Genomic DNA, 22,550 nt, shown 5'->3' on the forward strand with positions numbered 1-22,550 from the left:
GGACAGGAGTCCGTCTACTTGTCGAGACTCGATGACCGTCTCAACCGGCCATACCAGAGCATGCTGGTACACCCCTTTCCCCCACCCAACGTCTTCATCGATCAATGAGTGCCTGCCTGACTGCCGAGCGAACAACCACTGCGTTCGACATCCTCGTCGACCCTCGCCGGCGATACCTCCTTTCGCTCCTCTACGAACGGGCGGCTGCTGACAGGACACAGCCGACACCACACTCGATCGAGACGCTCGCGACCGACGTCGCCGCCTGTGAACACGGCTGCCCGATCGTCACCAACGAGCAGTGCCGAGAGACACATATCGAACTCGTTCACCACCACGTGCCGCGGCTCAGTGATATCGGACTGGTAACCGATGAGACCCACGGCGACACGCGGACGGTCGCGCTTGCCGACCATCCGATTCTCGACCTCGAGTGGATGACCCATTTCCTCGAGGACCCGAACGGCGGATCGACCATCGACGAAGCGATGCTCAACCGAACGCTCGAAGCACTCCAGCCTGCGCGGTGCCGGCTTAGCTGTGCCATCCTCGCGAGACAGCGCACCGACCTCGCTGTCGACGATCTGGCAGCACTGATCGCAACCCACGAGGACGACACCCGACTCGTCGACCTCGAGACATCGGACTGGCGGCCCATTTCGACGGCGTTGCGACACGACTACCTCCCCTCGCTTGCAGCGGCCGACCTCGTCGACTACGACCGCTCGAGCGAGACCGTTGCACTCGAGCCCGACGCACCGCAGTGGCGGGCCGACTGGCTGGCTGCGAGTCCGATTCGAGAGGTTGTCATGGCACTCGAGACGCGGCCAGCGCAGGCAGGAACTGACTCGAGGGGAGACACGGCCGCCGACAGCAACTCGGCGAGGACGAGTTCGGGCTGGACGATCGAGGGAACAGCACGCGTCATCGCCAGAAGCCACGAGATCGTCGACAGCGCCGATGAGGAGCTGTTCGTGATGGCGCCCGACGAAACGATGGTCCAGCAGCGCTGTCTCGAGCGCTGGCAAGCCGCTGCGAACCGCGGGGTCGATGTCTACGTCGGATCACGCTCACCGCGCGTTCGAGACACCGTTCGGTCTGCAGTCCCTGAAGCGACGGTCTGTGAGCCACAGTTCGACTGGTTGAACTTCCACGTCGAGAGACACCACCACGGCCGCATCGTTTTTGCTGATCGCGAACGGGTACTGCTCGTGACGGTCGACGACGAGGAGACCGATCCCCAGGCGACTGCGATCACAGGAGACAGCCCGGAAGACGCGCTGGTCAGGCTCGTTCGCGAACACGTCGGCCCGCGGCTGGACCGGTTGCAGTCGCGCTGTGCGAACGGTGACGAGGCGACCGAAGCGGCGACGTCACTGCGCCTGTAAACTGCTGGGCTCGGCTGTTGTACCTGGGTCTGACGTTTCCTCAGACCACGAGCAGGGCAAGAAAAGCAACGTACCCACCGACGAGAACAGCACCATCGAGCCGTGTGAGCCGCCCGCCGTACCCCATCATCGCTACCAACACGATCGTAAAGACGACAAGCGCGGGGAATTCGAGCCGCAACGTGCTCGAGGCGATCTCGATCGGCGTGATCAGGGCGACGATACCGAGCACGGCGAGGATATTGTAGATGTTCGAACCGACGACGTTGCCGATGGCGAACTCGGTCTCGCCGCGGACGGAGCCGACGACCGACGCCGCAAGTTCCGGCAACGAGGTGCCGAGTGCGAGCACCGTCAACCCGATTACCAGATCCGAAACGCCGAGTGCCGACAACAGCCCGGTACCGCCAGAAACGAGCCATCTCGAGCCGAGCACGAGCGCCATCAACCCACCGAGGACGAGCACGACAGCCCGCAGCGTGATCCCGTCGCCAGCGCCAGTTTTGTCACCGCCCACTGCCGGGTTGACGTTGGTAGAAGAGACTAGATAGGCGGTAAAGCCACCGAGTGTCAGCAGAAAAATTGCACCCTCGAGTGTGCCGATCGTCCCGTCTGCACCGAGGACAACGAGCAGGACCGTCGCGAACAGCATAAACGGCACGTGCCGCCGCATAGCGATCTGGCTGATCCGTAACGGTTTGATAAGCGCAGACACCCCAAGGACCAGCCCGATGTTCGCGATATTCGAACCGAGAACGGCACCGAGTCCGATATCGGTCGAGACGTCCAGCGCACCGATGGTCGCGACGAACAGCTCGGGTGCGGTCGTCGCAAAGGCGATCACCGTCACCCCAACGGTTGCGGCCCGGAGCCCGATCCCCAGTGCGAGCCGGCCGGCACCGGCGACGAGTAGTTCGGCACCGGCGTAGAGCGCGACGATGCCGGCTGCAAGCAAGCCGAGGGAGAGGAGCATAGCTGCTGTTGGACTGTCAGGCGTAAGTCAATAAGGGGTTTGTCCGGCCGAAAGCGGACATCCCGTTCAGCGAACGATCGTTACCGGAACGGGTGCTCGCCGGACGACGCGTTCGGCAACACTGCCCAGTAGCACTCGTTTCGCGCCAGAACGCCCGCGACTCCCGATTACGATGTGGTCGACGTCGTGGTCGTCTGCGTACGTGACGATCTCTCGAGCGGGATCTCCAACGACGGTGTCCGTGGTGTACGTCCCGTCGTGGTCGGCGACGAGTTCGGCGACGTCCTCGAACAGGTCCGCCGCGTCCTCCTGTCGTGACTCGAGTACGGATTCGTAGGCGTAGATACCGCCGTCACCGTACTTCGAGACGCTCGGATCGATCGCGTGGATCGCCGTGATCGACGCGTCTGGATGCTCGCGAACGGCGTGCTCGAGCGCCGCCCGAGCGGTGTCCGAATCGTCGATCGGGACCAGAATTTCCATACCCTGTTTTCGGCCGCGTCCCCGATAAGTGGGCGGGGAAAGGCCCGGTCGGTAGCAACGGAATCGGCCGAGTGCAAGCGATATCCTGTCGGGCAGTATATATCCCCGCCGCCTCGAGTGTGCCGTATGGCTATGGACGTCTTCGGGTTGCTCGGCAACCCGGTCGGACACTCGCTGTCACCGCCGATGCACGAAGCGGCCTACGACCAGCTCGGACTCGAGGCTCGATACGTGACCTTCGAACCCGAGCCAGCCGACCTCGAGGCCGCGATCGACGGGGCCGACGCGCTCGGGATCACGGGCCTGAACGTGACGATCCCGTTCAAACAGGACGTCCTCGACTGTGTCGAGGCCGACGAGTTAGCGGCTCGGATCGGCGCGGTCAACACGATCGACTTCACGGGCTCGGGGACGCCAACGGGCCACAACACCGACGCAGTCGGCGCGATGCGTGCCCTGCGCGACCACGACGTCACGCTCGAGGGCGCAGACGCCGTCGTCGTCGGTGCTGGCGGGGCCGGCCGGGCGATCGCGTTCGGCCTCGCGGATGCGGGCGCGACGGTCGAGATCGCCAACCGAACCGAGGCGACGGCCCACGACCTCGCCGAAGCGGTTCCGGGGGCGACGGGCCACGGACTCGAGGCCGACATGCTCGCCGACCTGCTCGAAGACGCCGAGATCCTCGTCAACGCCACGAGCGTCGGCATGGAGTCCGACGAGACGCCGGTGCCCGCCGACGCGCTTCACGGGGAGTTGGCGGTCATGGATGCGGTCTATCAACCCCTCGAGACACGGCTGCTGCGGGACGCGGCCGAGGTCGGGGCGACGACAGTCGATGGCGCCTGGATGTTGCTCTATCAGGGCGTCGAGGCGTTCGAACTGTGGACCGGCGATGAGCCACCGGTCGAGACGATGAACGAGGCCCTTCGCTCACAGCTGTAGTAGTCACGGCCGAACGCTCCATTTTTCGTCACGTCCACGTGGGTATCAGGCGAATTTAAGTGATGGTGCCAACTATATCGGCACAATGGCGCTCCTCCAGAAGCTGAAATCGCTCCTTGGACTCGGCAGATCCGAGCCGGAGCGAGGACAGACTCGAGAGGTCGGGGTGACGGTCGAACGGGAAGGGTCACAGGAGGGTGACGACGACGCCGGATCGACCACGACAGGAACTGAACCACCGGCACCGGCGAGTGCGACAGCCGGGACGGAAGCCGACACGACGGCAAACGCCGGTACCGAAACCGAAACCGAAACCGAATCCGAATCCGAGACGAAGCCCGAAACAGCGGCCGACACCGAAGCGACCGCTGACGAGTCGGCGGCTGCCGGATCGACCGCCTCGAGTTCGACGGACTCGATGATGGCACCGACAGACGAGCCCGAAACAGCAGCCGAGCCGGCAGAGGCAGCGGGCCCCACGACGGAAAACGCGGCGCCGACGGCCGAGAAAACGCCCGACATCACGGACGGCGAACTGCCGGTCGAAGAAGCCGAGCCGGAGGCGGAGGTCGACGACACAGAGACGGCTGAAGCGGATACCGACGGTGACGACGCGGAGACGGCCGAACCAATAAACCAGGAACCCGTTGACTCGATCAAGGGGATCGGGCCGGCCTACGCCGACCGTCTCGCTTCGGCAGGCGTCGAGACCGTCGGTGAGCTCGCTGCCGCAGACGCAGCGGAACTCTCCGAGGGGACCGACATCTCCGAAACGCGAATCCAGGGCTGGATCGACCGCGCCGAAGTCAGATAACGAAACTGGCGTCGCTATCGCGCCGAATCAGCCGTCAAAGTCACGCCCGTCCGCTCTTTTAACACACGATCTGGAAATCGCAAAAGGATTAGGCTCCCACCCCCTCTCGAGGAACATGCGCGATCCGCGCGTCGTCACGCCGCTCGCGTCGTTTCGAGCCGCTGCTCGCGAAGCCCTCGAGCAACACGACACAACGGCAGACGCTGAACCGACGACGCGCACCACCGGACTCCGACTCCCAGTCGAGGTCCAGGTCACCGTCGAAGATCCGTTTCTCGCCTACCGTCGAGCGCGGCCGTCCGACAGCCGTGGAACTGTCTTTCTCGAGACGACCGGTGGCCAGCCCGGCTGGGGCTACTTCGGCATCGACCCCGTCGACCGACTCACGATCTCACCCGATGCGGTCATGCGAGCGCGAACGGATGACGGCGCGCCGACACTCGCAGCGCTCGAGGGCCTCCTCGAGCGAGACGATCTGATTCGTGGCGACTGTGACGTCCCCTACCCCTGTGGGGCGATCGGGTGGCTCTCCTACGACATTGCCCGCGAACTCGAGGCGCTCCCCGAGTCGGCCGTCGACGACCGCGGTCTACCCCGACTCGAGGCCGGCGTCTACGACCGGCTTGCTGCCTGGGAGGCGCCCACCGACGGCGACGTGACGCTGCGAGTGACGGCCTGTCCGCGACTCGAACTCGAGGCGGGTGACGACGGCGTTTCCGACGACACGCTCGAGGCTGTTTACGACCGGGGCCGCAAGCGAGCACTCGGGCTCGCACGGGCATCTCTCGAGGGCGATCCAGCCGTCGGCGAGCCACCGGCAGCAACGACTGAAGCGACGTTCGAAAGCGACTGCGGGCGTGTGGCCTTTGCCGAGCGCGTCAGTCAGGCGAAATCGTACATCCGCGACGGCGAGACGTTTCAGGCGAACCTCTCCCAGCGACTGGTCGCCCCGGCAGCGGTTCATCCCGTCGCGGCCTACGACGCTCTCCGGCGGGTCAACCCCGCGCCGTACTCGTGTCTGCTCGAGTTCCCCAGTACCGATCTGGTGAGTGCCAGCCCCGAGTTGCTCCTCGAACGCGAGCCACGTGGCGTCTCGGCGCTGTCGGACACCGCCAATCGTGACCGAGACGGTGACTTCGTCCGGACGGAACCGATCGCGGGGACGCGGCCCCGTGGCGCGACACCAGAAGCAGACGCGACACTCGAGGACGACCTCCGAACCGACGAGAAAGAACGCGCCGAACATGCGATGTTGGTCGACCTCGAGCGAAACGACCTCGGGAAAGTCTGTGAATACGGCTCCGTCGAGGTCGAGGAGTACCGTCGGATCGACCGCTATGCGGAGGTGATGCATCTCGTCTCGAACGTCACGGGCCGGCTTCGGGATGGCGAGACGCTGGCCGACGCGATCGCCGCGGTGTTCCCAGGTGGAACGATCACGGGCGCGCCGAAACCCCGGACGATGTCGATTATCGACGAACTCGAGGCGACCCAGCGAGGCCCCTACACGGGGAGTGTCGGGATCTTCGGCTACGACGGCCGGGCGACGCTCAACATCGTCATTCGAACACTGGTTCGCCACGCCGACGAGTATCACCTCCGCGTGGGAGCGGGGATCGTCCACGACTCCGATCCCGAACGCGAGTACGACGAAACGCTTGATAAGGCCCGTGCGCTGATCACGGCCGTCGACGACGCGCTCGGCGAGCGAGCCGCAATGGCCCTCGAGGCCGAGAGCGGAGATGATCAACGTGAGTGACAAAGATAGCACCCGTGAGCGAGTGGATACGAGCGAGCGGCCCAACGACCGACCGGAGGGAGGGAGGCAGGGTTTTCATCAACGTTTTGCCAGGGAACGAGCGTCAGCGAGTGACCGCAGCAAAAGGTTGCTGGTCATCGACAACTACGACTCCTTTGCGTACAACCTCGTCCAGTACGTCGGCGAGCTCGCTGATGAGGTGATCGTCCGGCGCAACGACGACATCGATCTCGCGGACGTCGATGACATCGATCCAACTGGGATCATCGTCTCACCGGGGCCGGGAACCCCACAGGAGGCCGGCATCTCGATCCCGCTGTTCGCCGAGACCGAGTACCCGATTCTCGGCGTCTGTCTCGGGCATCAGGCGCTGTGTGCAGCCAACGGCGCGCCGGTCGTCCACGCCCCCCACGTCGTCCACGGCAAACCCTCGACGGTCAGCCACGACGGCGAGGGCCTCTTCGATGACCTCCCCTCCACGTTTCAGGTCGGCCGGTATCACTCACTTGCCGTCGAACGCGAGGCACTCCCCGACTCGCTTGCCGAGACCGCACGGACGACCGACGAACGCGGCGTGTTGATGGCGGTTCGCCACCGCGAACGCCCGCATATCGGTGTGCAGTTCCACCCCGAGAGCATTCTCACGCGCCGCCACGAGGACGTCGACGACGGTGATGGAATCTCGCTTGCGGTCGGCAAACAGATGATCGCAAACTTCTGTCGACTCGCCGCGGAAGCCGACGACCAATCCGAGACAGCCCACGAATGAACGACGATCCGATCTATCACGTCGACGGGAAACTGGTCCCCGCATCTGCGGCCACAGTCAGCGTCGACGACCGCGGCTTTCGGTACGGCGACGCTGCGTTCGAGACGATGCGCGTCTACGGCGGCACGATCTTCGCGTGGGATGCCCATATGGCGCGCCTCGAGCGAACCTGTGAGGCCCTGTCGTTGGCTCACGGCATCGCGGCTGACGACCTCCGGACGCGGATCGATGAGACGCTGGCGGCGAACGATCTCGAGGACGCCTACGTCCGGCTCTCGATCACACGCGGCGTCCAGCCAGGAAAACTCACACCCCGGCCCAACGTCGATCCGACGGTCGTCGTGTACGTGAAGCCGTTGCCTCGTGGGGGCGTCGACGGCAGGTCCGTCTGGGACGAGCCGGCGACCGTCCAGACGGTCGACACACGTCGAATACCCTCCGACGCGATTCCGACCGCAGCGAAGACGCACAACTATCTCAACGGAATTCTCGCTCGAGCGGAGCTTCGGGACGACGACGGCCAGCCCACCGCGGACGAGGCGCTCATGTTCGACTGCGAGGATCACGTTGCCGAAGGTGCGACGAGCAATCTCTGGTTCGTCCGCGATGGGGAGCTCTGTACGCCGACGACCGACGGCCCCGTGTTGCCGGGAATTACGCGGGCGATCGTCCTCGAGCTCGCCGCCGAGGCCGGAATTTCGTTCCAGGAGGGTCGATACGATCTCGCGGACGTGCTCGAGGCCGACGAGGCGTTTCTGACGAACCGAACGCGGGAACTGCGCCCGATCGCGACGGTCGACGGCCACGAGATCGGCGGCGGTCCGGTGACGGATCGACTCTCGAGGCTGTACGACGAGCGCGTCGAGCGAGCCTGTTATTGAGCGTAAATCTGGGGTCTCCGGCGTCTGCGATGGGTGTTGGCATTACCGTTTCCAGCGCTCGAGGCCGAGAATCGCACTACCGAGCCCGAACAGTCCAGCGGCGATCGTGACGATCGGCGTATCACACCGATTGACGCCCCCGTCTGGTGAGTACCCGAGCCAGCCCAGGTAGAACTCGTAGTACACGAAGCCACCGGGAGGCTCGTCACCGGTGTACCCGACATCGGTGCACGACGAGAGCGGCAGTTCAGGAAACGAAACCGCGATCAACGCCGCGACGAGGCCAGCGCTCAGGAGCATCCCGGCCCCGACGAGTGTCCAGCGCCTCGACATGGGCAGTTATTCTAACTCGAACAACATATTCGTTGGTGCGAGCTGTGTCAGCCGTTCCAGACAACAAAAAGCCCCCGTCGATGTCACCGGCTGGTGTTCATGTCCGCACGGCATGCGCACTGAGTTGATTACGAACACTCGAGTCGCAGTGAAACCGCCTTATCAGTCGTCCGATCCGACCGCCGACCGATTGAATCCGTCGGTCTCGGCCGTCGTCTCGAGCAGTTCGCGCGTCGTCCCCTCGAGGTCGAGGACGAACTCGCTGCCGAACGCTGTCGACGGCGTCTGGAAGCCAGCCGGGAGACGCGGTTCGGACCGATTTTGGCCGTCGATGACGCGCTCGGCGGCGCTGACAGCGGCGTCAACCGTCAGTGTGTAGGGGTTCGGCGTACGCATTCGAGCGCGGACGCGGTGACCGGTCGAGTCGTCGACGGCTTCCCCCCAGATGACCGCGGTGTCACGAGCCCGTTCTCGTGCACTGGGGCCGTCGACGCGCGCGTCGATCACCCGCTTCAGCAGGGTTTCGACCGGGCGTCGCTCGAGCAGCCAGCCAAGCGAGTCGACGGCGGCCATCGCCCGGGTCGCCCACGGCGGCACCGCTGCGTAGACTTCGATCGAATCGATTCCCGTGCTATGGGCAGCGGTGGTGACGTCTCCCCACGGAACCGTGACGACGTGTTCGGGGCCGGTTCCGAAATCGATCGCTCGCGTCCGAAACGTCGCTGGAACCTTTATCAGCCGTCCGTTCCGGCGGACGACCCCATCGGAACCGAGCTGCTCGACGAACGTCCGGGCGGTCCCACGCGAAAGCGGGCCATTGCCTTTGACGCCGAGTGTGAGTTCGGTCGCTGATGGCAGCTGTTCGTGGAGAAACGCGGCCAGACAGTCCGATGGAACGACTTCGAAGCCGACGCCCGGGAGCAGTGTGACGTCTGCCTCTCGAGCCGCGTCATCTCGCTGGCGCAGCCGTTCGAACACCCGAAACTCGCCCGTGATATCGAGGTAGTCCGTCCCAGTCTCGAGACAGGCGTCGACGAGCGGGTTGACCGTCTTCACGAACGGCCCAGCACAGTTCAATACGGCATCGAACCGGTTGAGCTGGGCAGGAACGTCGTCACTGAGATCGAACGTCCGTCCTTCGACACCGAGTTCGTCGGCCTGCCGTCGTACTGCACCGCGGTCACGGCCGGCGACGACCGGCGACCCTCCTCGAGAGACGGCTTCGCGAGCGATCAGCCGGCCGGTGTAGCCATACGAGCCGTAGATGAGAAGGGAGTCCATAGCCGTCGTTTGCCGCTCAGCGTGTTAAAACTGCGTCAGACATCTGCGAGACCGCAACGTTCACGACGACAGATTACCAACCGAGATGGCGATGGACGCGTCTCAGCGGATCACTGCACTCGATGCGGTGTCAACGGACTCGACGACGCTCTTTCGTGTGACGAACGGTTCGGGTGACGAACAGGAAGCCCTTCTCGTCGCGACGGAATCGACCGACGACGAGCGAACGATTTCGTGCTGGTTGAACTACTGCCAGCATCTCACTCATATCAAAATCGACAAAGGCACGGGGGCACCGATGCGAGACGGCGAACTCGTCTGTGCAAATCACGGCGCATACTTCGACGCCGACTCCGGGGTGTGTACGTACGGACCCTGCGAGGGTGCCTATCTCACCGACCTCGAGGTGACCGTCGCGGATGGCGACGTCTACCTGACCGACGACGAGTTTACGTACGTCGGTGCCGGACCGATCGATGACGACGACGATCTGACGTCGACCTCGAACGTCGAGTTCTAGCCACGAGTGCCGACGGCGAGACTGAGACGTAACGAGCCTACCGGAGTGCAGCCGGTGAGACCATGTCGCGCTCCTGGTTGTACTCGAGAAGCCCGGCGTCAGTCAGCCGTGGCAGATGATCGTGGTACAGCGAAAGATAGACTTCGTGGACACGCTCGGCCGAAATATTTGGCATCTGACGCCCGGTTTCACGGACGGCAACCTCCTCAGCGGCGTCCGGGAGTGTCAGCGATTCTCCATACGTGCGCATCACCTGAAGCAGTAGCCGTCGGCGCTGGTCGGCGAGCAGTCCGAACGCGTTGTCGATCGTTTCGGCCGATGCCTCGCACGTATCGAGGTTCTCGAGCACCGACAGGACGAACTCGACACAGTCGGACTCGGGGTGGGGCGTGGCAGTCATTCGTATTCTCCATGGGCCTCCCGAAACGAACGGAAACCTGTCGAATGGAGACGAAAGACGATGACAGGCATCAGTGAGACATCTCACCGAACGTTCGCTCGAGAGTTCGTACCGATTTCTCGGTACCACAGTAAATATTAGTATCGAATCTGTTTCAGGTTGTCAGGGAACGTTGACAGTTTCAGCGACTGATAGCTCTTACTCGATCGTCAGCGTCGGCTCCGAGACGGACTCGCTCTTACAGTTTGGACACCGCGAAGGGAGATTTAGCAAATCGTCGAAATCATCGAACCCACAGTCTCGACATGTCGGCGGTGCAACAAGCACCTGTTCGTCCGTCTCCGTCCCGGCAACCGAACGGGAGACGTGTTCGGCGTGTCGGAGCACCGACTCGGGAGTTAGATCGAGTTGCACTGCGAGCTCGCTGGGTGTTGCAGGTTCGATACGGAGCGCGTCAGCGAGTCGCTGTCGCGTCGTTTCGTCGGCCTCGCGCATACCTCGACAGACGGGCGTCGGGGTTTTATACTGTTTGACGACGGCCAACCCGCCCGAGTTGGGTCCAGCAGCCGTTGTGCATCTGGCAGCGCCAGGATTGCTGAAAGGACAACTGACTTACCACAGGCTAGTGAACGCCGAATCATGAAAGCCGTCGTCCTTGCCGGCGGGTACGCGACTCGAATGTGGCCGATCACGAAACATCGGCCCAAGATGTTCCTCCCGATCGGCGACTCGACCGTCGTCGACCGCATCTTCGAAGCGCTCGAGGCTGACGATCGGATCGACGAGGTCTACGTCAGCACGAACGAGCGGTTCGCCGCCGACTTCGAGGCCCACCTCGAGGAGAGCACGTTCGAAAAACCGCAGCTCTCGATCGAGGAGACCACCGAGGAAGACGACAAGTTCGGCGTCGTTGGCGCGCTCGCACAGCTGATCGACCGCGAGAACGTCGACGACGACCTGCTGATCATCGCCGGTGATAACCTGATCAGCTTCGATGTCGCGGCGTTTCTGGACTACTTCGAGGAACGGGCTGCCCCGACGCTTGCCGCCTACGACGTTGGCTCCCGTGAGAAGGCCAAATCCTACGGGCTCGTCGAACTCGAGGACGACCGTGTCGTCGACTTCCAGGAGAAACCCGACGAGCCCAACAGCACGCTCGTCTCGATCGCCTGCTATGCGTTTCCCGCCGAGTCGCTGTCGCTGCTGTCGACCTATCTCGAGGACGGCAACAACCCAGACGAGCCCGGCTGGTTCGTTCAGTGGCTCCAGAACCGCGAGCCGACGTACGCCTACACCTTCGAGGGCGCGTGGTTCGACATCGGCACTCCCGAGAGCTACCTCGATGCCGTCGCCTGGCATCTCGACGGCGAATCACTCGTCGCCGAATCGGCGACGGTCGAGAACGCATCGATCGGCGACAACGTCCACGTGATGGATAATGTTACCCTCGAGAACACGACCCTCGATCACGCGGTGATCTTCCCGGAGGCAACGGTGCGCAACGCCGACATTCGCCGGTCGATAATCGACGAAGGGACTCATCTCGATGACCTCGACCTCGCAGGCGCGCTGATCGGCGCCCACACGACGATCAAAAACGGCTCCTGACGGTCTCAGGCCGGAAGCTCCTGAATTCGTTCGATACCGCTCTCTGTTTTAGTCTGCTCGAGCGGAGCGACGACCTCATCGGGCAGATCCATGCGATCGGCAAGCGTCAACAACGTCTCGAGTTTCGTGAGGTCGAGGCGTTCGATCGCACGCCCGAGTTCGGCCTCGACGAGGTCGCCGAGCACCGGATCCTGAAGGTCCGCAACACGATCGTCGCGTTCTGTTCGGAGCCCCGACAGTGGCGCGCTCTCGATTGCTCCGGGTTCGACGCCGAGCCCCGCAAACAGCGGCTCGAGCCGCTCGAGCTGTTCAGCTGTCGCCTCGCTGTGGGCCATATAGTACGACTCGAGGGCCTCGTCAGTCGAATGAAACGTTACTCGAGGTGAGCGTCCGTGATCCGCACCCGTCCGCGGGTGCCGTCCCACTCCGTGTCGTACTCGAGGTTGATGCGACGGTCCATATGTGGGCCGTCTACGACCAGCGTTTCGAACTCGCCACCCTCACCCAAGATGTGGACGCCGTACGCTTCGTTGAGCTGTTCCAGTTCCGCAAGCGCCTCGTGATCGAGGGTTCGGCCGAGCCACGACTCATCCAGCCCGTGGGCGGCGACCTGAATAATCGTAATTTCGAAGCCGGCCTCGAGCATCGCGTCAGCGAGTGCTCGCGGGTCTTCCTGCCACAACGGCGCGAACAACTCACAGCCCAGGCGGTCGCACATCCCCTGAATGCGACTTGTCTGGTACTCACTCTCGACGGCTCCCGCCGTGACCCCCGCGATACCGCCCTCGAGTCGATCGTCGAGGTCGACAAGCGCCGCCTCGAGCGGCTCGAGTTCGTCGTCACCCTGCACACTCGAGTCGGCTGCTTCGGCCGCCTCGAAATCGTCAGGGTTGACATCGACAAGCGGAATGCCGGTGCTTTCTGCGGCCAGTGCAGCGAGATCCGTCGCAGGGACGTGATACATGTAGGAGTCCCCGTCCGGGTGGACGGTAACGAGATGCGAGACCTCGAGGCCCGCTTCGAGAGCCTGGTACAGCGCCCACGCCGAGTCTTTGCCGCCCGAAAAGAGGCTTACCCACGTCCCGTCTGCATCGCTCATAGTCGTCACTGAGCGCACAGGGGTAAATGGATACCGAGTCGGCTGGTGTGGCTTACTCGTCAGCGCCGTCCGAGCCGTCGGCGTCGGCGGTCGACCCCGTCGGCCCACCGTCGGTGAGTTCAGATTGCGGACTCGAGTCAGTGTTCGAGTCCGAGTCGACGTCGGCGTCGACAAGGGCTGTCTCGGGTTCGCTCTCGCTGAAATACGACGCGAGCCGCGCACCGACGAGACTGATCACGATCGCCGTTACGACGAACAGGGCCAGCCGTTCGCCCGCAGTCACCGCGAAGCTCTCGTTCGAGAGGGCACCGAACTCGTAGGCCGGGACCACGAACGGTTCGATGACGCGCTGTTGCTCGAGGAAGTATGCCGAAAAACCGCGGATGACCAGCCCGACCGAGACGACAATAAAGGGCAGACTGAGGTAGGAACGACGGATCGGCTCGTCACTGATCGCCTCGTCAAGCAGCCGACCAGCACTCGCCGTGAGCGCGGCCATCACGAGCCACGGCACGCTGTCGAAGGCAAACTGCATCGCCGGAATCACCACTCCAGGAGGATCGTCCAGACTCGAGACACCGAGTGCGCCCGCAAAGAGCCCGACAAACGTCAGGCCGGCCGCAACGACGTAGGTGACGACCGAGACCTGTCCGGAGTACAGCGACTCACGCGCCTGATGGGCGAGTCCGGTAACGAGTTCGTCGATGTTGAAGCCCTTATACAGGAGAAAGACACCGATAACGGTCGTGATCGCCGCGGCACCCTCAGCAGGGCCAACGACAGTCGCGAGCATCGGGAAGACCAACAGCGTGAGCCCGATCGGAACGAGCACGGTCTGGCGGAGCTCCTCGTCGGCGAGAAACTGCTTGAGCAGGTAGTACGTCGATTCGATATCTCGAGCCTGTCGGACGACGACACGGTCGACCGAGTCGACCTGCATCCGGCTCTCGACGATCGGCACCAGCCGCTCGTCTTCTGCGCTGTCGATGACGACGACAGCTGAGTCGGGATCGTACTCGGCAACGAGTTCGTCGAGCTGATGGGCGACTGCTCGATCGGCCGAGACCATCGACTCTCGGTCCCCCGAGACGACCGCGACGACGACGTCTTCGTTCTCGTCGCGTAAGTCCTGGGCGACGCGTAGTGTCTCGAGCAGCGAATTCACTCCCGAGTCCTCCGGATCCGCCAGTCCGACGTCAGTTACCAGCGCGCGGACTGCTTCCCAGCCGACAACGGGCGACCGAAGGCCGGTCTTGCGCCCCACGTCGTCGGTCCGGTCGAGGCAGACGACCAGCGTTGTCACGGTAGCCGTTCCATGCTGTGTGACGATAAAACCACTTACTCGTTCGACGCGTCGACAGCGTTGGCAGATGGGTTAGATCCGCAGTCGAAACTCTCGATCCTCCGCGATACCGGCGATACCGGCGCCGAAGGCGTAGGCCAGTTGCTGGGTGCCAGTGCCAACGCGAGCCATCAACGGCCGCTCCGGCTCGAACTCTTCGACCGCGACGTCGTCTCTATCGAGCCGATCCGCCAGCTCGGTCTCGAGTTCCCGACGCGTGCCGAGGTGGTCGACCAGCTCCATCTCGTACGCTTCTTCGCCGAGGTAGATCCGAGCCTCGGTGTCACGGACGAACTCGGGTTCGAGGTCACGTCCATCGCTGACTCGCTCGACAAACGTCTCGTAGTAGTCGTCGATCAACCCCTGGAGATACTCGCGTTCGTCGTCCTCGAGTTCCTTCAGGGGCGTGCCGGCGTCTTTGTACTCGCCCGCAGCGAGTCGTTCATACGAGAGGCCGACTTTCTCGGCGAGATCGTTCGCGTTCACGCGCGACCCGATGACGCCGATCGAACCGACGATACTGCCGTCGCGAGCCCAGAGCTCGTCACAGCCGCTTGCAATCCAGTAGCCACCGCTCGCACAGACGTCAGTCGTGTAGGCGATCGTCGGGCCGTCGAACCGCTCGGCAGCGAGTCGAATATCATCGCTCGGCACGATTTCGCCACCCGGCGTGTTCAGCTTCAGCAGTAATGCGTCGACGTTGTCGTCCTCATCAGCCCGGTCGATCTGGTCGACGATGTCGTCGGCCGGCGTCCCCCGTGGACTCGAGGGCAGGCGTCCCCCGCCACCGTCGCGAGTAATCGGCCCCTCGACGGCGACCTCGGCGACGTCGTAGCCCGGAAACAGTGAGCCGGCAACGTTTCCGGCGATCCGGATCCCGGCAACGACAACGACGAGCGCCACGAGGACGCCGGCCAGATCGGCAAGCGACTCCGGATAGACGACGAACAACGAGACCCCAATCGCAGCAAACACCGCGGTCCCAACCGCGACGATCAACAGACGTGCGATCCCACGACCGCTAGCCATCGGCAACACCTCGTGTCATGGCAGCACCTGTGGCTGCCGTCGAGTTAAGCGTACGTGTTCAGACGCAGTCAGCTCGCAGCCATGGCTGGCGCCTACAGCCTCAAAAACATCCGCAGAAAGACACAGGTGGACGAACCGCGTTAGAGCAGCCCCGTCTTCTGGAGCTTCATCAGGTCCTCGGTGTCGAGGGTTTCGCCTTCCTTGAACTTCTGATAGATCTCTTCGGCCTCTTCTTTGGCCGCTTCTTTCTTTTTGTCGCGCTGGGATTTGCGCTGTTCTTCTTCTTTCTTGTCCAGTTCGCGCAGGCGCTTCTGGACGCGGACGAAGTCCTCGTGGTGGCGGTCGGCGGCCTCCTGGGCCTCGACGAAGGACTCGTGCATCTCGTCGGCCTCGTCACGGACGTCGTCGGCTTCGCGGTAGGCCTCGATCATCTGGTTGTGATGTTCCTGGGCCTTGTCCGCAAGCTCCGTGACCTTCTGGTGGTGTTTCGAGGCTTCCGAACGCACTTCTTCGGCTTCCTCGACGAGCTCCTCGAGATCCTCGTTCTGGTCGAGTTTCTGCTTGCGCTCTTCGTACTCCTCGCGCTTGGACTCGATCTTCTCGATGAGCTCTTTCTCGTCTTCACTCGAGAGGACTTCGGTCTGCTGTTTGAACTCGAGTTGCTCGATTTCCTCTTTGAGCTCCTCGAGGTCCTTGCCCTCGTCGAGTTCCATGTCGGACTTGAGCTTCTCGACCTTGTCGAACAGCTTGTTGGCCTCGGCGTTGAGCTCGTTACGGCTGTCCTTGTGTTCCTGGACCTGCTCGTTGAGCTCGTCACGCTTTTCGCGGTGTTCCTGGGCTTTGTCGACCTTTTCGCGCGTCTTGGCGTTCAGGTCGTCGCGCTTGGATGCGCGCTCGGAGGCCATCTGATTCAGATCGTTTCGCCGATCTCGGAGCTGCCCGGCCATCTTGATAAGCTGGCCTTTCGATTTGTTTTCTAGGTCGTCCTCTGTAAGTTCGATGTTCTGTGATTCGTCTACCATGTGTTAGTCAAACCTCTGTGCCATACCCGCACCGGGGGCGATCGGCGTCTCGAACGGAGCCGACACCCGTCGCTCGGGGGTCAGTCCAGCAGTGGGAGACGCGACTGTGTGCAGCGTTCGCTCACAATCTGCGAAACCTCGGTGAATAAGATTTCCTGTCATCGATCGTCGAGCGATACGCGCCCCGGTGGCGTTCTGGTATCAGATTCTACTGTCGCCTTCAATTTAAATGTACCGGTCGTAAAACCCCTGAAAACAGTTGACACGGCCGTCCTCGGCTGTGTTGGGCCGTGACACGGGTGTTGCGACAGTATATAAACGGTCGCGGTCGATCACCCCGCTCGATGGAACTCTATCCGGGATGCCCTCCGGTGGTTCACTCGACTCAGTTCGTCCCTCAAGCAGGCATCGCGCTCACCGGTCGTGTCTGCCGGGCTGCCGTCGCTATGGTAACACCTGAACCGATGTCCACACAGATCGCATAGCCGTCAGGCGATCTGGTGTGCAGTGACGTCCAGTGGCTGCGATAGTGGCACCGCACGCCTGACCTGCAGGGTCGAATCGATCTGTACCGCCAGGTTCGACCCTGCAGTCGACGCTTGGGAGGGGACTAGTTCAGAGACCGCGGGTTCGTCAGAACAGATTCTCGAGTCGGTCGTCGGTGAACTGGTCGGCGTGATCCGCCTGTTCTGTCTCCTGTTTTCGCTTTGCCTCGCGTGCGCGCTCCATGAACTCCTGAATCCGGTCGGAGCGTTCCACACCGCCGAGTAAGACGAGCGCGCCGAGCCGGTCGCTCTCGAGCGGGAAGTCGCCGCCGCGAACCTGCATGCTGCCAGTTTCGTCCTCGAGCCAGCGCCGCGCTCGCTCGACGCCTTTCCGAGGGATCCGGTCGGGGTCGCCGGCGATAACCAGCAGGGCCGAGTCGGCTGTCGTCGCCTCCGGCAGACTCGTCCCCGTCAGCAGCGCCTGTCGCGAGACGCTCATCGCGGTTCGAATGTTCTCGGCGCTGTCCTCGCTTGCGATTTCGGTCGCATATCCGAGGGCGGCGATCCCGCCCGCCCGCAGCGTGTTGATAACCTCGCTCGAGTCGACGACGCTTTCGCCGACGCCCTCGACGGCCTCGCCGGAGGCAAACAGCAGGCCAACGCGCTTGGCGATCCGTTCGTTGATCGTTTCGAACGCCCCTTCGACGCTTTCGCCCTGTGCGTGCCAGGCGTCGTTGTCGACGAGCAGCGTCGAGTCGGCCTCCCGGATAATCGTCTTCAGCGAGCGGCCAGCGTTGGCCTGGTACAACGCCCCCTCGTTTCGTCCCGGCAGGATGCCAAGCGCATAGACGGGGACGTCGTGGACCTGCTGGAGGTGATGGACGAGCACTGGTGCGCCGCCGCTGCCGGTGCCACCACCGAGGCCGGCGACGACGAAGATCGCCTCAGCACTCGAGGTAACACGACCGTCGAGCGCGCCCAGTACCTGTTGGATGTCCGACTGCATGACTTCCGTGCCGAGTTCGTTGTCACCGCCGACGCCATGTCCGTTGACGCGGTCTGCGCCGATCAACTGGGTGTCGACGTACTCGAGCGACTGGAGGTCGGCTTTCGCGGAGTTGACGGCCAGCGCGCCTTGAACGGCTCCAAAACCCATGTTCGCATCGAATCGGGCGAGTCGTTCAGTGACTTTACCGCCGGCCTGCCCAACACCGATCAGGGCAACTTTCATGTCACGTGTATGCAACGGTGTCCTGTTGAACGTTCCGGTAAAACTGTTAGTCAGCTTAAAAAGACGGTCGCTGGCTGGAAGCTGCCTGTATAGCAATGCCTTTCTGCCCGATACCCGTTCGTTCTGCCATGTTCTACGAACAGCGGATGACCGTTCCCGACTCGCCCGCTGCTCTCCGCACAGCGTACGAGGCCGATCTCAGATCGGTTATCGACCAGTACGGCCCCGACGAAATCGCCAACCGGACCGAGATCGACGCCGAAACCGCCAGCGCGCTTCTCGAGGGAGAGTCACCCGAACTCACACTCGAGGCGGTGGCCCAGATTCAGGCACTCGAAGACGGCGAACCCGACGCAGACGAGCTAGTGATGATCGCCTGTGAGCATCTCCTGTTGGGGATGTCGACGGCTGTCCTCGATGTCGACGCCATCGAAACCGAACTCGAACTCGATCTCGATGCCAAAGAGATCCAACAGAAGATCGAACGGCGCGCGCCGATGTCTTTCGAGGAGTTCGTCCACATCCAGTACGTGATCGCCGACGGCGCGCCCTGAGCCTCGAGGGTCAGTGGCAGCCAGTATCGCTGCGAGCAGGGGGGTTATGGTGGTTCATACCCGACTGTGGACATGGACGTTGCAATTTTAGGCTGTGGCCACGTCGGCCTCGAGCTGGGCCGACAGCTCACCGACCGCGGTCACGATGCGATCGGAGTGCGTCGATCCGACGAGGGTATCGAGGCGATCACCGAGGCCGGCTTCGAGGCCGTACAAGCGGATCTAACCGACCGGGAGGCCCTCGAGGCCGTGCCGGACGTCGACGCGATCGTCTTCGCCGCCAGCAGCGGTGGGCGTGGTGCAGACACAGCCCGCGAGGTGTACGTCGGAGGACTCCGAACGGCAATCGAAGCGTTCGGCGAACGTGACGCGAGCCCCGAACGGCTGGTGTACACCTCTTCGACGGGTGTCCTTGGCGACCACGACGGCGACTGGGTCGACGAGGAGACGCCGCTCGAGCCGACGACCGAGAAAACCGAGGTGCTCGCCGAGGCCGAGCGAGTCGCCCGCGAGTTGCCACCCGAGTATGGGTTCGATGGCACGGTCGCCCGCTACGCCGGCCTCTACGGTCCCGGCCGCTATCGTCTCGAGCGCTATCTCGAGGGGCCGGTCACTGAAGGCTACCTGAACATGGTTCATCGCGACGATGCTGCAGGAGCCGTCCGGTATCTGCTCGAGGAGGATCTCGCTCGCGGGGAGGTCGTCCAGGTCGTCGACGACGAACCCGTCGACAAATGGACGTTCGCCGACTGGCTCGCTGCGGCCTGTGACGTCGCCCAGCCACCGAAACGGACGAAAGCCGACCGACTCGAGGAGACGGACCTTTCAGAGGCCGCTCGGCGACGAATTCTGACGAGCAAACGCTGTTCCAACGAGAAACTGCGAGAGTTGGGCTATGCGTTCGCCTATCCCACGTATCGAGAGGGGTATCGCGACGCGATCGACGGCTACCTGAAAGAAACACACGACAACTGACGAGCAGCCGTCAGTCGCGGGGGAAAATTCTTGAGGATTCGATATAATTGTGTGATATGCTAAACCAGTCCATCTCGAGACGCAGTGCGTTCCTCGAGATGGACGTGTTGGTTCTCGAGCCGATCGTCGACACGGCACGATCTCTCGAGCCGCTGGTACTCTCGTTGCTCGTGGTGGCGACCGTTGGAGTCGTCCTCAGTGGCTGGTGGGTCGTTCGCTGGTTCCGGCGGCCGCCCGGTGTCCATCTCCAGCGACTGCTGGCCAACTACGACGACATTGCCGTGTTGATGCACCCGAACCCGGATCCAGACGCGATGTCGTGTGCAATGGCTATCGACGAGATCGCGGCGTCTGTCGGCACCGACGCGACATTACAGTACACTGGCGAAATCCGCCATCAGGAAAACCGAGCGTTTCGAACCGTCCTCGATGTCGACCTCGAGGCGATCGAATCGAGTTCACAGCTCGCTGCTGACGCCGTCGTCCTCGTCGATCACAACACACCACGTGGCTTTGCGGGTTCACAGACCGTCGAGCCGATCGCAGTTATCGATCACCATCCCGGAAATGGGACCGGAACAGAGTTTACCGACGTCCGCACGGAGTACGGCGCTGCGTCGACGATTCTCGTCGAGTATCTCGACGAACTCGATGCGTCGATCGGTCCCAGAGACACGGGTCGATTCGACGTCACTGAAGCGCTCGTTACCGGGTTGCTCTACGGGATTTTGTCCGATACGAACCACCTGACGAACGGCTGCTCGCGAGCGGAGTTCGACGCTTGTGGCGTGCTCTTTCCGAGCATCGACGAGGATCTCCTGGATCGGATCGCCAACCCACAGGTCAGCGACGACGTGTTGCAGGTCAAGGCGACGGCGATCACCGAAAAACGCGTCGAAGGGCCGTTTGCCGTCTGTGATGTCGGCGAACTCTCGAACGTCGACGCGATTCCCCAGGCCGCAGACGAACTCATGCAGCTCGAGGGTGTCACGGCGGTCATCGTCTACGGCGAAAACGACGGTACAATCCACCTTTCGGGGCGCTCTCGAGATGACCGGGTTCATATGGGAGAGACACTTCGCCACGCAACCAGCGATGTGCCGATGGCCAATGCGGGTGGCCACGCACGGATGGGAGGTGGGCAGGTATCCGTCGATCACATGGAGGGGATCGGTCCTTCCGATGGGATCACCAGGGCTGAGTTCGAAGACCGGCTCTTTTCAGCGCTGGCCGGGGAGCGATAGCGTGGTCGACGTCCACGTCCTATTCGGCGTCGGCTGCGTCGGCAACGAGCGCGCGGGTATCCTCGAACAGCGCGTCCGCTCGCTCTGGATCACGCGCTTCGGCAGTCACACGGATCACGGGTTCAGTCCCACTCGGACGGACGAGCGTCCAGCCGTCGCCGTGGTCGATCCGGATACCATCTAACGCATCGATCGCTAACTCGCGCTCGCGGACTGTCGCTTCGATGCGATCCATGACGGCTGTTTTATTCTCGACCTCGAGCGACGTTCGCCGGATCGGATACGTCTCGAGGTCGTCGACCGCGTCGCCGAGCGGGCCGTCTCGAGCGACCATCGCTGCGAGTGTACAGGCCGCCAGTGGCCCGTCTGGACAGAGCGTTTCGTCGGGCCAGATCCAGGCACCGCTGGGTTCGCCACCGAAGACGACCCCAGGCTCGGTCGCCCGTTCTGCGACGTAGACATCACCGACGGCTGTCCGCGTCACGCTGGCTCCGACAGCCGCAAGCGCGTCGTCGACGGCGAGACTCGTATCCACCGGAGCAGCGACTCGGTCCCCATCACTCGCTGCTTCGCGGGCGAACAGCGCGAGGAGGAGATCCTTCGGGACGAACTCGCCACGCTCGTCGACGGCCATCATCCGGTCGCCGTCACCGTCGTGGGCAACGCCGAGATCGGCGTCCGTCGCGCCGACCAACTGTTGGAGATCCGTTAGCGTCTCCGCATTGGGTTCGCTGGGCCGACCCGGGAATCGCCCGTCCTGCTGGGCGTTGAGCGTCCGAACCTCACAGCCCAGTTCGAGCAGCGCATCCGCCGTCACGCTGCCGGCACCATTGCCGACGTCGACGACCACCTCGAGGCCGTCGACCTCGCCAACACTGTCGACAACCGTCTCGACGTGGCGCTCGAGCACACCGTCGTGGTGGCTCCGGTCGCCGAGACCGGTCCAGTCCTCGAGGTCGTAGCGCTCGTTCTCGACGCGATCCGTAATTGCCGCCCGGCGCTCAGTGTCGAACGCTTGCCCGCTTGGCGACCAGAGTTTGATCCCGTTGTCTTTAGCCGGGTTGTGTGAGGCCGTAACGACGACGCCCGCATCGGCCTCGAGCCAGTCGACAGCGCGGGCGACGGTTGGCGTTGGCGCGACACCGACCTCGATGACGTCGCCGCCACACTCTCGGACGCCGGCAGTGAGTGCGTCGACCAGTATCGTTCCGCTCTCGCGGATATCACGGCCAACGACGACGCGTTCATACCCCTCTGAGGGCAGCGCACGACCGACGGCAAGCGCCAGTTCGGCCGTGACTTCGTCGCCGACCTCGCCGCGAATACCGCTCGTTCCAAACATGCTCGAGGGATAGCACGAGCGGGTACATAAACATCCAAACTCCGTCCGGCATTCTGAGAGGAAACCGGTTCGAACG

At 63.2% G+C, this 22,550-nt stretch carries 24 protein-coding genes; 11 read left to right on the forward strand and 13 right to left on the reverse strand.

Annotation, left to right across the window (positions count from 1 at the left end):
- Nucleotides 1-104: 104 nt before the first annotated feature.
- Nucleotides 105-1,388 (forward strand): DUF7344 domain-containing protein, encoded by a 1,284-nt coding sequence (locus DV706_RS01005; protein WP_006067874.1) that lies wholly within the window; start codon nt 105-107, stop codon nt 1,386-1,388.
- Between the two features lie 40 nt (nt 1,389-1,428).
- On the opposite strand, the gene DV706_RS01010 is transcribed toward DV706_RS01005, so the two are convergent.
- Together DV706_RS01010 and DV706_RS01015 are read right to left on the reverse strand one after the other, a co-directional pair.
- Nucleotides 1,429-2,361, reverse strand: a complete 933-nt coding sequence (locus DV706_RS01010; protein WP_006067875.1) for a calcium/sodium antiporter — start codon at nt 2,359-2,361, stop codon at nt 1,429-1,431.
- Between the two features lie 66 nt (nt 2,362-2,427).
- A complete protein-coding gene (locus DV706_RS01015) occupies nt 2,428-2,844 on the reverse strand; it encodes a universal stress protein (protein ID WP_006067876.1) in 417 nt (138 codons plus the stop codon).
- Between the two features lie 132 nt (nt 2,845-2,976).
- Here DV706_RS01015 and DV706_RS01020 point away from each other — a divergent pair, with 132 nt between their 5' ends.
- The 5 genes from DV706_RS01020 (at nt 2,977) to DV706_RS01040 (ending at nt 8,009) form a co-directional block, all read left to right on the forward strand.
- Nucleotides 2,977-3,786 (forward strand): shikimate dehydrogenase, encoded by an 810-nt coding sequence (locus DV706_RS01020; RefSeq protein ID WP_006067877.1) that lies wholly within the window; start codon nt 2,977-2,979, stop codon nt 3,784-3,786.
- 85 nt (nt 3,787-3,871) lie between these two features.
- Complete coding sequence (locus DV706_RS01025) at nt 3,872-4,600, forward strand: helix-hairpin-helix domain-containing protein (protein ID WP_006067878.1); 729 nt, start codon at nt 3,872-3,874, stop codon at nt 4,598-4,600.
- Nucleotides 4,601-4,715: 115 nt separating this feature from the next.
- On the forward strand, nt 4,716-6,359 hold the full coding sequence (locus DV706_RS01030; protein WP_136350760.1) for an anthranilate synthase component I family protein: 1,644 nt from the start codon (nt 4,716-4,718) through the stop codon (nt 6,357-6,359).
- Nucleotides 6,360-6,486: 127 nt separating this feature from the next.
- Nucleotides 6,487-7,128 (forward strand): anthranilate synthase component II, encoded by a 642-nt coding sequence (locus DV706_RS01035; RefSeq protein ID WP_006067880.1) that lies wholly within the window; start codon nt 6,487-6,489, stop codon nt 7,126-7,128.
- Nucleotides 7,125-8,009 (forward strand): aminotransferase class IV, encoded by an 885-nt coding sequence (locus DV706_RS01040; protein ID WP_006067881.1) that lies wholly within the window; start codon nt 7,125-7,127, stop codon nt 8,007-8,009. The genes DV706_RS01035 and DV706_RS01040 overlap by 4 nt, the downstream gene beginning before the upstream one ends.
- A 42-nt stretch (nt 8,010-8,051) precedes the next feature.
- Here the strand turns inward: DV706_RS01040 and DV706_RS01045 are convergent, their stop codons facing one another.
- On the reverse strand, nt 8,052-8,342 hold the full coding sequence (locus DV706_RS01045; protein ID WP_006067882.1) for a hypothetical protein: 291 nt from the start codon (nt 8,340-8,342) through the stop codon (nt 8,052-8,054).
- Nucleotides 8,343-8,504: 162 nt separating this feature from the next.
- Nucleotides 8,505-9,623 (reverse strand): saccharopine dehydrogenase family protein, encoded by a 1,119-nt coding sequence (locus DV706_RS01050; protein WP_006067883.1) that lies wholly within the window; start codon nt 9,621-9,623, stop codon nt 8,505-8,507.
- Nucleotides 9,624-9,714: 91 nt separating this feature from the next.
- Here DV706_RS01050 and DV706_RS01055 point away from each other — a divergent pair, with 91 nt between their 5' ends.
- Nucleotides 9,715-10,143, forward strand: a complete 429-nt coding sequence (locus DV706_RS01055) for a Rieske (2Fe-2S) protein (RefSeq protein WP_049890000.1) — start codon at nt 9,715-9,717, stop codon at nt 10,141-10,143.
- Between the two features lie 37 nt (nt 10,144-10,180).
- On the opposite strand, the gene DV706_RS01060 is transcribed toward DV706_RS01055, so the two are convergent.
- A complete protein-coding gene (locus tag DV706_RS01060) occupies nt 10,181-10,543 on the reverse strand; it encodes a DUF7344 domain-containing protein (RefSeq protein ID WP_006067885.1) in 363 nt (120 codons plus the stop codon).
- A 198-nt stretch (nt 10,544-10,741) separates the two neighbouring features.
- On the reverse strand, nt 10,742-11,038 hold the full coding sequence (locus DV706_RS01065; RefSeq protein ID WP_006067886.1) for a transcriptional regulator: 297 nt from the start codon (nt 11,036-11,038) through the stop codon (nt 10,742-10,744).
- 144 nt (nt 11,039-11,182) lie between these two features.
- Between DV706_RS01065 and DV706_RS01070 the strand changes: the two genes are divergently transcribed.
- On the forward strand, nt 11,183-12,151 hold the full coding sequence (locus DV706_RS01070) for a sugar phosphate nucleotidyltransferase (protein ID WP_006067887.1): 969 nt from the start codon (nt 11,183-11,185) through the stop codon (nt 12,149-12,151).
- Nucleotides 12,152-12,156: 5 nt separating this feature from the next.
- On the opposite strand, the gene DV706_RS01075 is transcribed toward DV706_RS01070, so the two are convergent.
- The 6 genes from DV706_RS01075 to DV706_RS01100 form a co-directional block, all read right to left on the reverse strand.
- Nucleotides 12,157-12,486 carry a DUF892 family protein gene (locus DV706_RS01075; protein ID WP_006067888.1) on the reverse strand — a complete coding sequence of 110 codons (330 nt, stop codon included), beginning with the start codon at nt 12,484-12,486 and terminating at the stop codon, nt 12,157-12,159.
- 38 nt (nt 12,487-12,524) lie between these two features.
- Entirely contained in the window at nt 12,525-13,250 is a 726-nt protein-coding gene (locus DV706_RS01080; RefSeq protein WP_006067889.1) for a diphthine--ammonia ligase, read from the reverse strand.
- 52 nt (nt 13,251-13,302) lie between these two features.
- On the reverse strand, nt 13,303-14,553 hold the full coding sequence (locus tag DV706_RS01085) for a DUF373 family protein (protein ID WP_006067890.1): 1,251 nt from the start codon (nt 14,551-14,553) through the stop codon (nt 13,303-13,305).
- Nucleotides 14,554-14,625: 72 nt separating this feature from the next.
- Entirely contained in the window at nt 14,626-15,621 is a 996-nt protein-coding gene (sppA, locus tag DV706_RS01090; RefSeq protein WP_006067891.1) for a signal peptide peptidase SppA, read from the reverse strand.
- A gap of 140 nt (nt 15,622-15,761) precedes the next feature.
- Nucleotides 15,762-16,643, reverse strand: coding sequence for a coiled-coil protein (locus DV706_RS01095; protein ID WP_006067892.1), 882 nt, complete (start codon nt 16,641-16,643; stop codon nt 15,762-15,764).
- Nucleotides 16,644-17,276: 633 nt separating this feature from the next.
- Nucleotides 17,277-18,359, reverse strand: a complete 1,083-nt coding sequence (locus tag DV706_RS01100) for a tubulin/FtsZ family protein (protein ID WP_006067893.1) — start codon at nt 18,357-18,359, stop codon at nt 17,277-17,279.
- 128 nt (nt 18,360-18,487) lie between these two features.
- Between DV706_RS01100 and DV706_RS01105 the strand changes: the two genes are divergently transcribed.
- The 3 genes from DV706_RS01105 (at nt 18,488) to DV706_RS01115 (ending at nt 21,132) form a co-directional block, all read left to right on the forward strand.
- Nucleotides 18,488-18,913 carry a DUF5791 family protein gene (locus tag DV706_RS01105; RefSeq protein ID WP_136350761.1) on the forward strand — a complete coding sequence of 142 codons (426 nt, stop codon included), beginning with the start codon at nt 18,488-18,490 and terminating at the stop codon, nt 18,911-18,913.
- Nucleotides 18,914-18,985: 72 nt separating this feature from the next.
- Nucleotides 18,986-19,888, forward strand: a complete 903-nt coding sequence (locus DV706_RS01110) for an SDR family oxidoreductase (RefSeq protein WP_006067895.1) — start codon at nt 18,986-18,988, stop codon at nt 19,886-19,888.
- Between the two features lie 98 nt (nt 19,889-19,986).
- The gene (locus DV706_RS01115; protein ID WP_394295358.1) at nt 19,987-21,132 is read left to right on the forward strand and encodes a DHH family phosphoesterase; all 1,146 of its coding nucleotides are present in this window, start codon (nt 19,987-19,989) and stop codon (nt 21,130-21,132) included.
- Nucleotides 21,133-21,151: 19 nt separating this feature from the next.
- Here DV706_RS01115 and glmM read toward each other — a convergent pair whose 3' ends face one another.
- Nucleotides 21,152-22,474 carry a phosphoglucosamine mutase gene (glmM, locus tag DV706_RS01120; protein ID WP_006067897.1) on the reverse strand — a complete coding sequence of 441 codons (1,323 nt, stop codon included), beginning with the start codon at nt 22,472-22,474 and terminating at the stop codon, nt 21,152-21,154.
- Between the last annotated feature and the right edge of the window lie 76 nt (nt 22,475-22,550).

It is taken from the genome of Natronorubrum bangense, assembly GCF_004799645.1.
Classification (GTDB): Archaea; Halobacteriota; Halobacteria; order Halobacteriales; family Natrialbaceae; genus Natronorubrum; species Natronorubrum bangense.

What these genes read in the sequence shown, in the direction of transcription:
- DV706_RS01030 (WP_136350760.1), top strand. Translation starts at nt 4,716, where the DNA reads ATGCGCGATCCGCGCGTCGTCACGCCGCTCGCGTCGTTTCGAGCCGCT.
- DV706_RS01060 (WP_006067885.1), bottom strand. Translation starts at nt 10,543, where the DNA reads ATGACTGCCACGCCCCACCCCGAGTCCGACTGTGTCGAGTTCGTCCTG.
- DV706_RS01010 (WP_006067875.1), bottom strand. Translation starts at nt 2,361, where the DNA reads ATGCTCCTCTCCCTCGGCTTGCTTGCAGCCGGCATCGTCGCGCTCTAC.
- DV706_RS01065 (WP_006067886.1), bottom strand. Translation starts at nt 11,038, where the DNA reads ATGCGCGAGGCCGACGAAACGACGCGACAGCGACTCGCTGACGCGCTC.
- DV706_RS01040 (WP_006067881.1), top strand. Translation starts at nt 7,125, where the DNA reads ATGAACGACGATCCGATCTATCACGTCGACGGGAAACTGGTCCCCGCA.
- DV706_RS01095 (WP_006067892.1), bottom strand. Translation starts at nt 16,643, where the DNA reads ATGGTAGACGAATCACAGAACATCGAACTTACAGAGGACGACCTAGAA.
- DV706_RS01105 (WP_136350761.1), top strand. Translation starts at nt 18,488, where the DNA reads ATGTTCTACGAACAGCGGATGACCGTTCCCGACTCGCCCGCTGCTCTC.
- DV706_RS01110 (WP_006067895.1), top strand. Translation starts at nt 18,986, where the DNA reads ATGGACGTTGCAATTTTAGGCTGTGGCCACGTCGGCCTCGAGCTGGGC.
- DV706_RS01115 (WP_394295358.1), top strand. Translation starts at nt 19,987, where the DNA reads ATGGACGTGTTGGTTCTCGAGCCGATCGTCGACACGGCACGATCTCTC.
- DV706_RS01020 (WP_006067877.1), top strand. Translation starts at nt 2,977, where the DNA reads ATGGACGTCTTCGGGTTGCTCGGCAACCCGGTCGGACACTCGCTGTCA.
- DV706_RS01015 (WP_006067876.1), bottom strand. Translation starts at nt 2,844, where the DNA reads ATGGAAATTCTGGTCCCGATCGACGATTCGGACACCGCTCGGGCGGCG.
- DV706_RS01070 (WP_006067887.1), top strand. Translation starts at nt 11,183, where the DNA reads ATGAAAGCCGTCGTCCTTGCCGGCGGGTACGCGACTCGAATGTGGCCG.
- DV706_RS01100 (WP_006067893.1), bottom strand. Translation starts at nt 18,359, where the DNA reads ATGAAAGTTGCCCTGATCGGTGTTGGGCAGGCCGGCGGTAAAGTCACT.
- DV706_RS01045 (WP_006067882.1), bottom strand. Translation starts at nt 8,342, where the DNA reads ATGTCGAGGCGCTGGACACTCGTCGGGGCCGGGATGCTCCTGAGCGCT.
- sppA (WP_006067891.1), bottom strand. Translation starts at nt 15,621, where the DNA reads ATGGCTAGCGGTCGTGGGATCGCACGTCTGTTGATCGTCGCGGTTGGG.
- glmM (WP_006067897.1), bottom strand. Translation starts at nt 22,474, where the DNA reads ATGTTTGGAACGAGCGGTATTCGCGGCGAGGTCGGCGACGAAGTCACG.
- DV706_RS01080 (WP_006067889.1), bottom strand. Translation starts at nt 13,250, where the DNA reads ATGAGCGATGCAGACGGGACGTGGGTAAGCCTCTTTTCGGGCGGCAAA.
- DV706_RS01050 (WP_006067883.1), bottom strand. Translation starts at nt 9,623, where the DNA reads ATGGACTCCCTTCTCATCTACGGCTCGTATGGCTACACCGGCCGGCTG.
- DV706_RS01075 (WP_006067888.1), bottom strand. Translation starts at nt 12,486, where the DNA reads ATGGCCCACAGCGAGGCGACAGCTGAACAGCTCGAGCGGCTCGAGCCG.
- DV706_RS01005 (WP_006067874.1), top strand. Translation starts at nt 105, where the DNA reads ATGAGTGCCTGCCTGACTGCCGAGCGAACAACCACTGCGTTCGACATC.
- DV706_RS01055 (WP_049890000.1), top strand. Translation starts at nt 9,715, where the DNA reads ATGGACGCGTCTCAGCGGATCACTGCACTCGATGCGGTGTCAACGGAC.
- DV706_RS01025 (WP_006067878.1), top strand. Translation starts at nt 3,872, where the DNA reads ATGGCGCTCCTCCAGAAGCTGAAATCGCTCCTTGGACTCGGCAGATCC.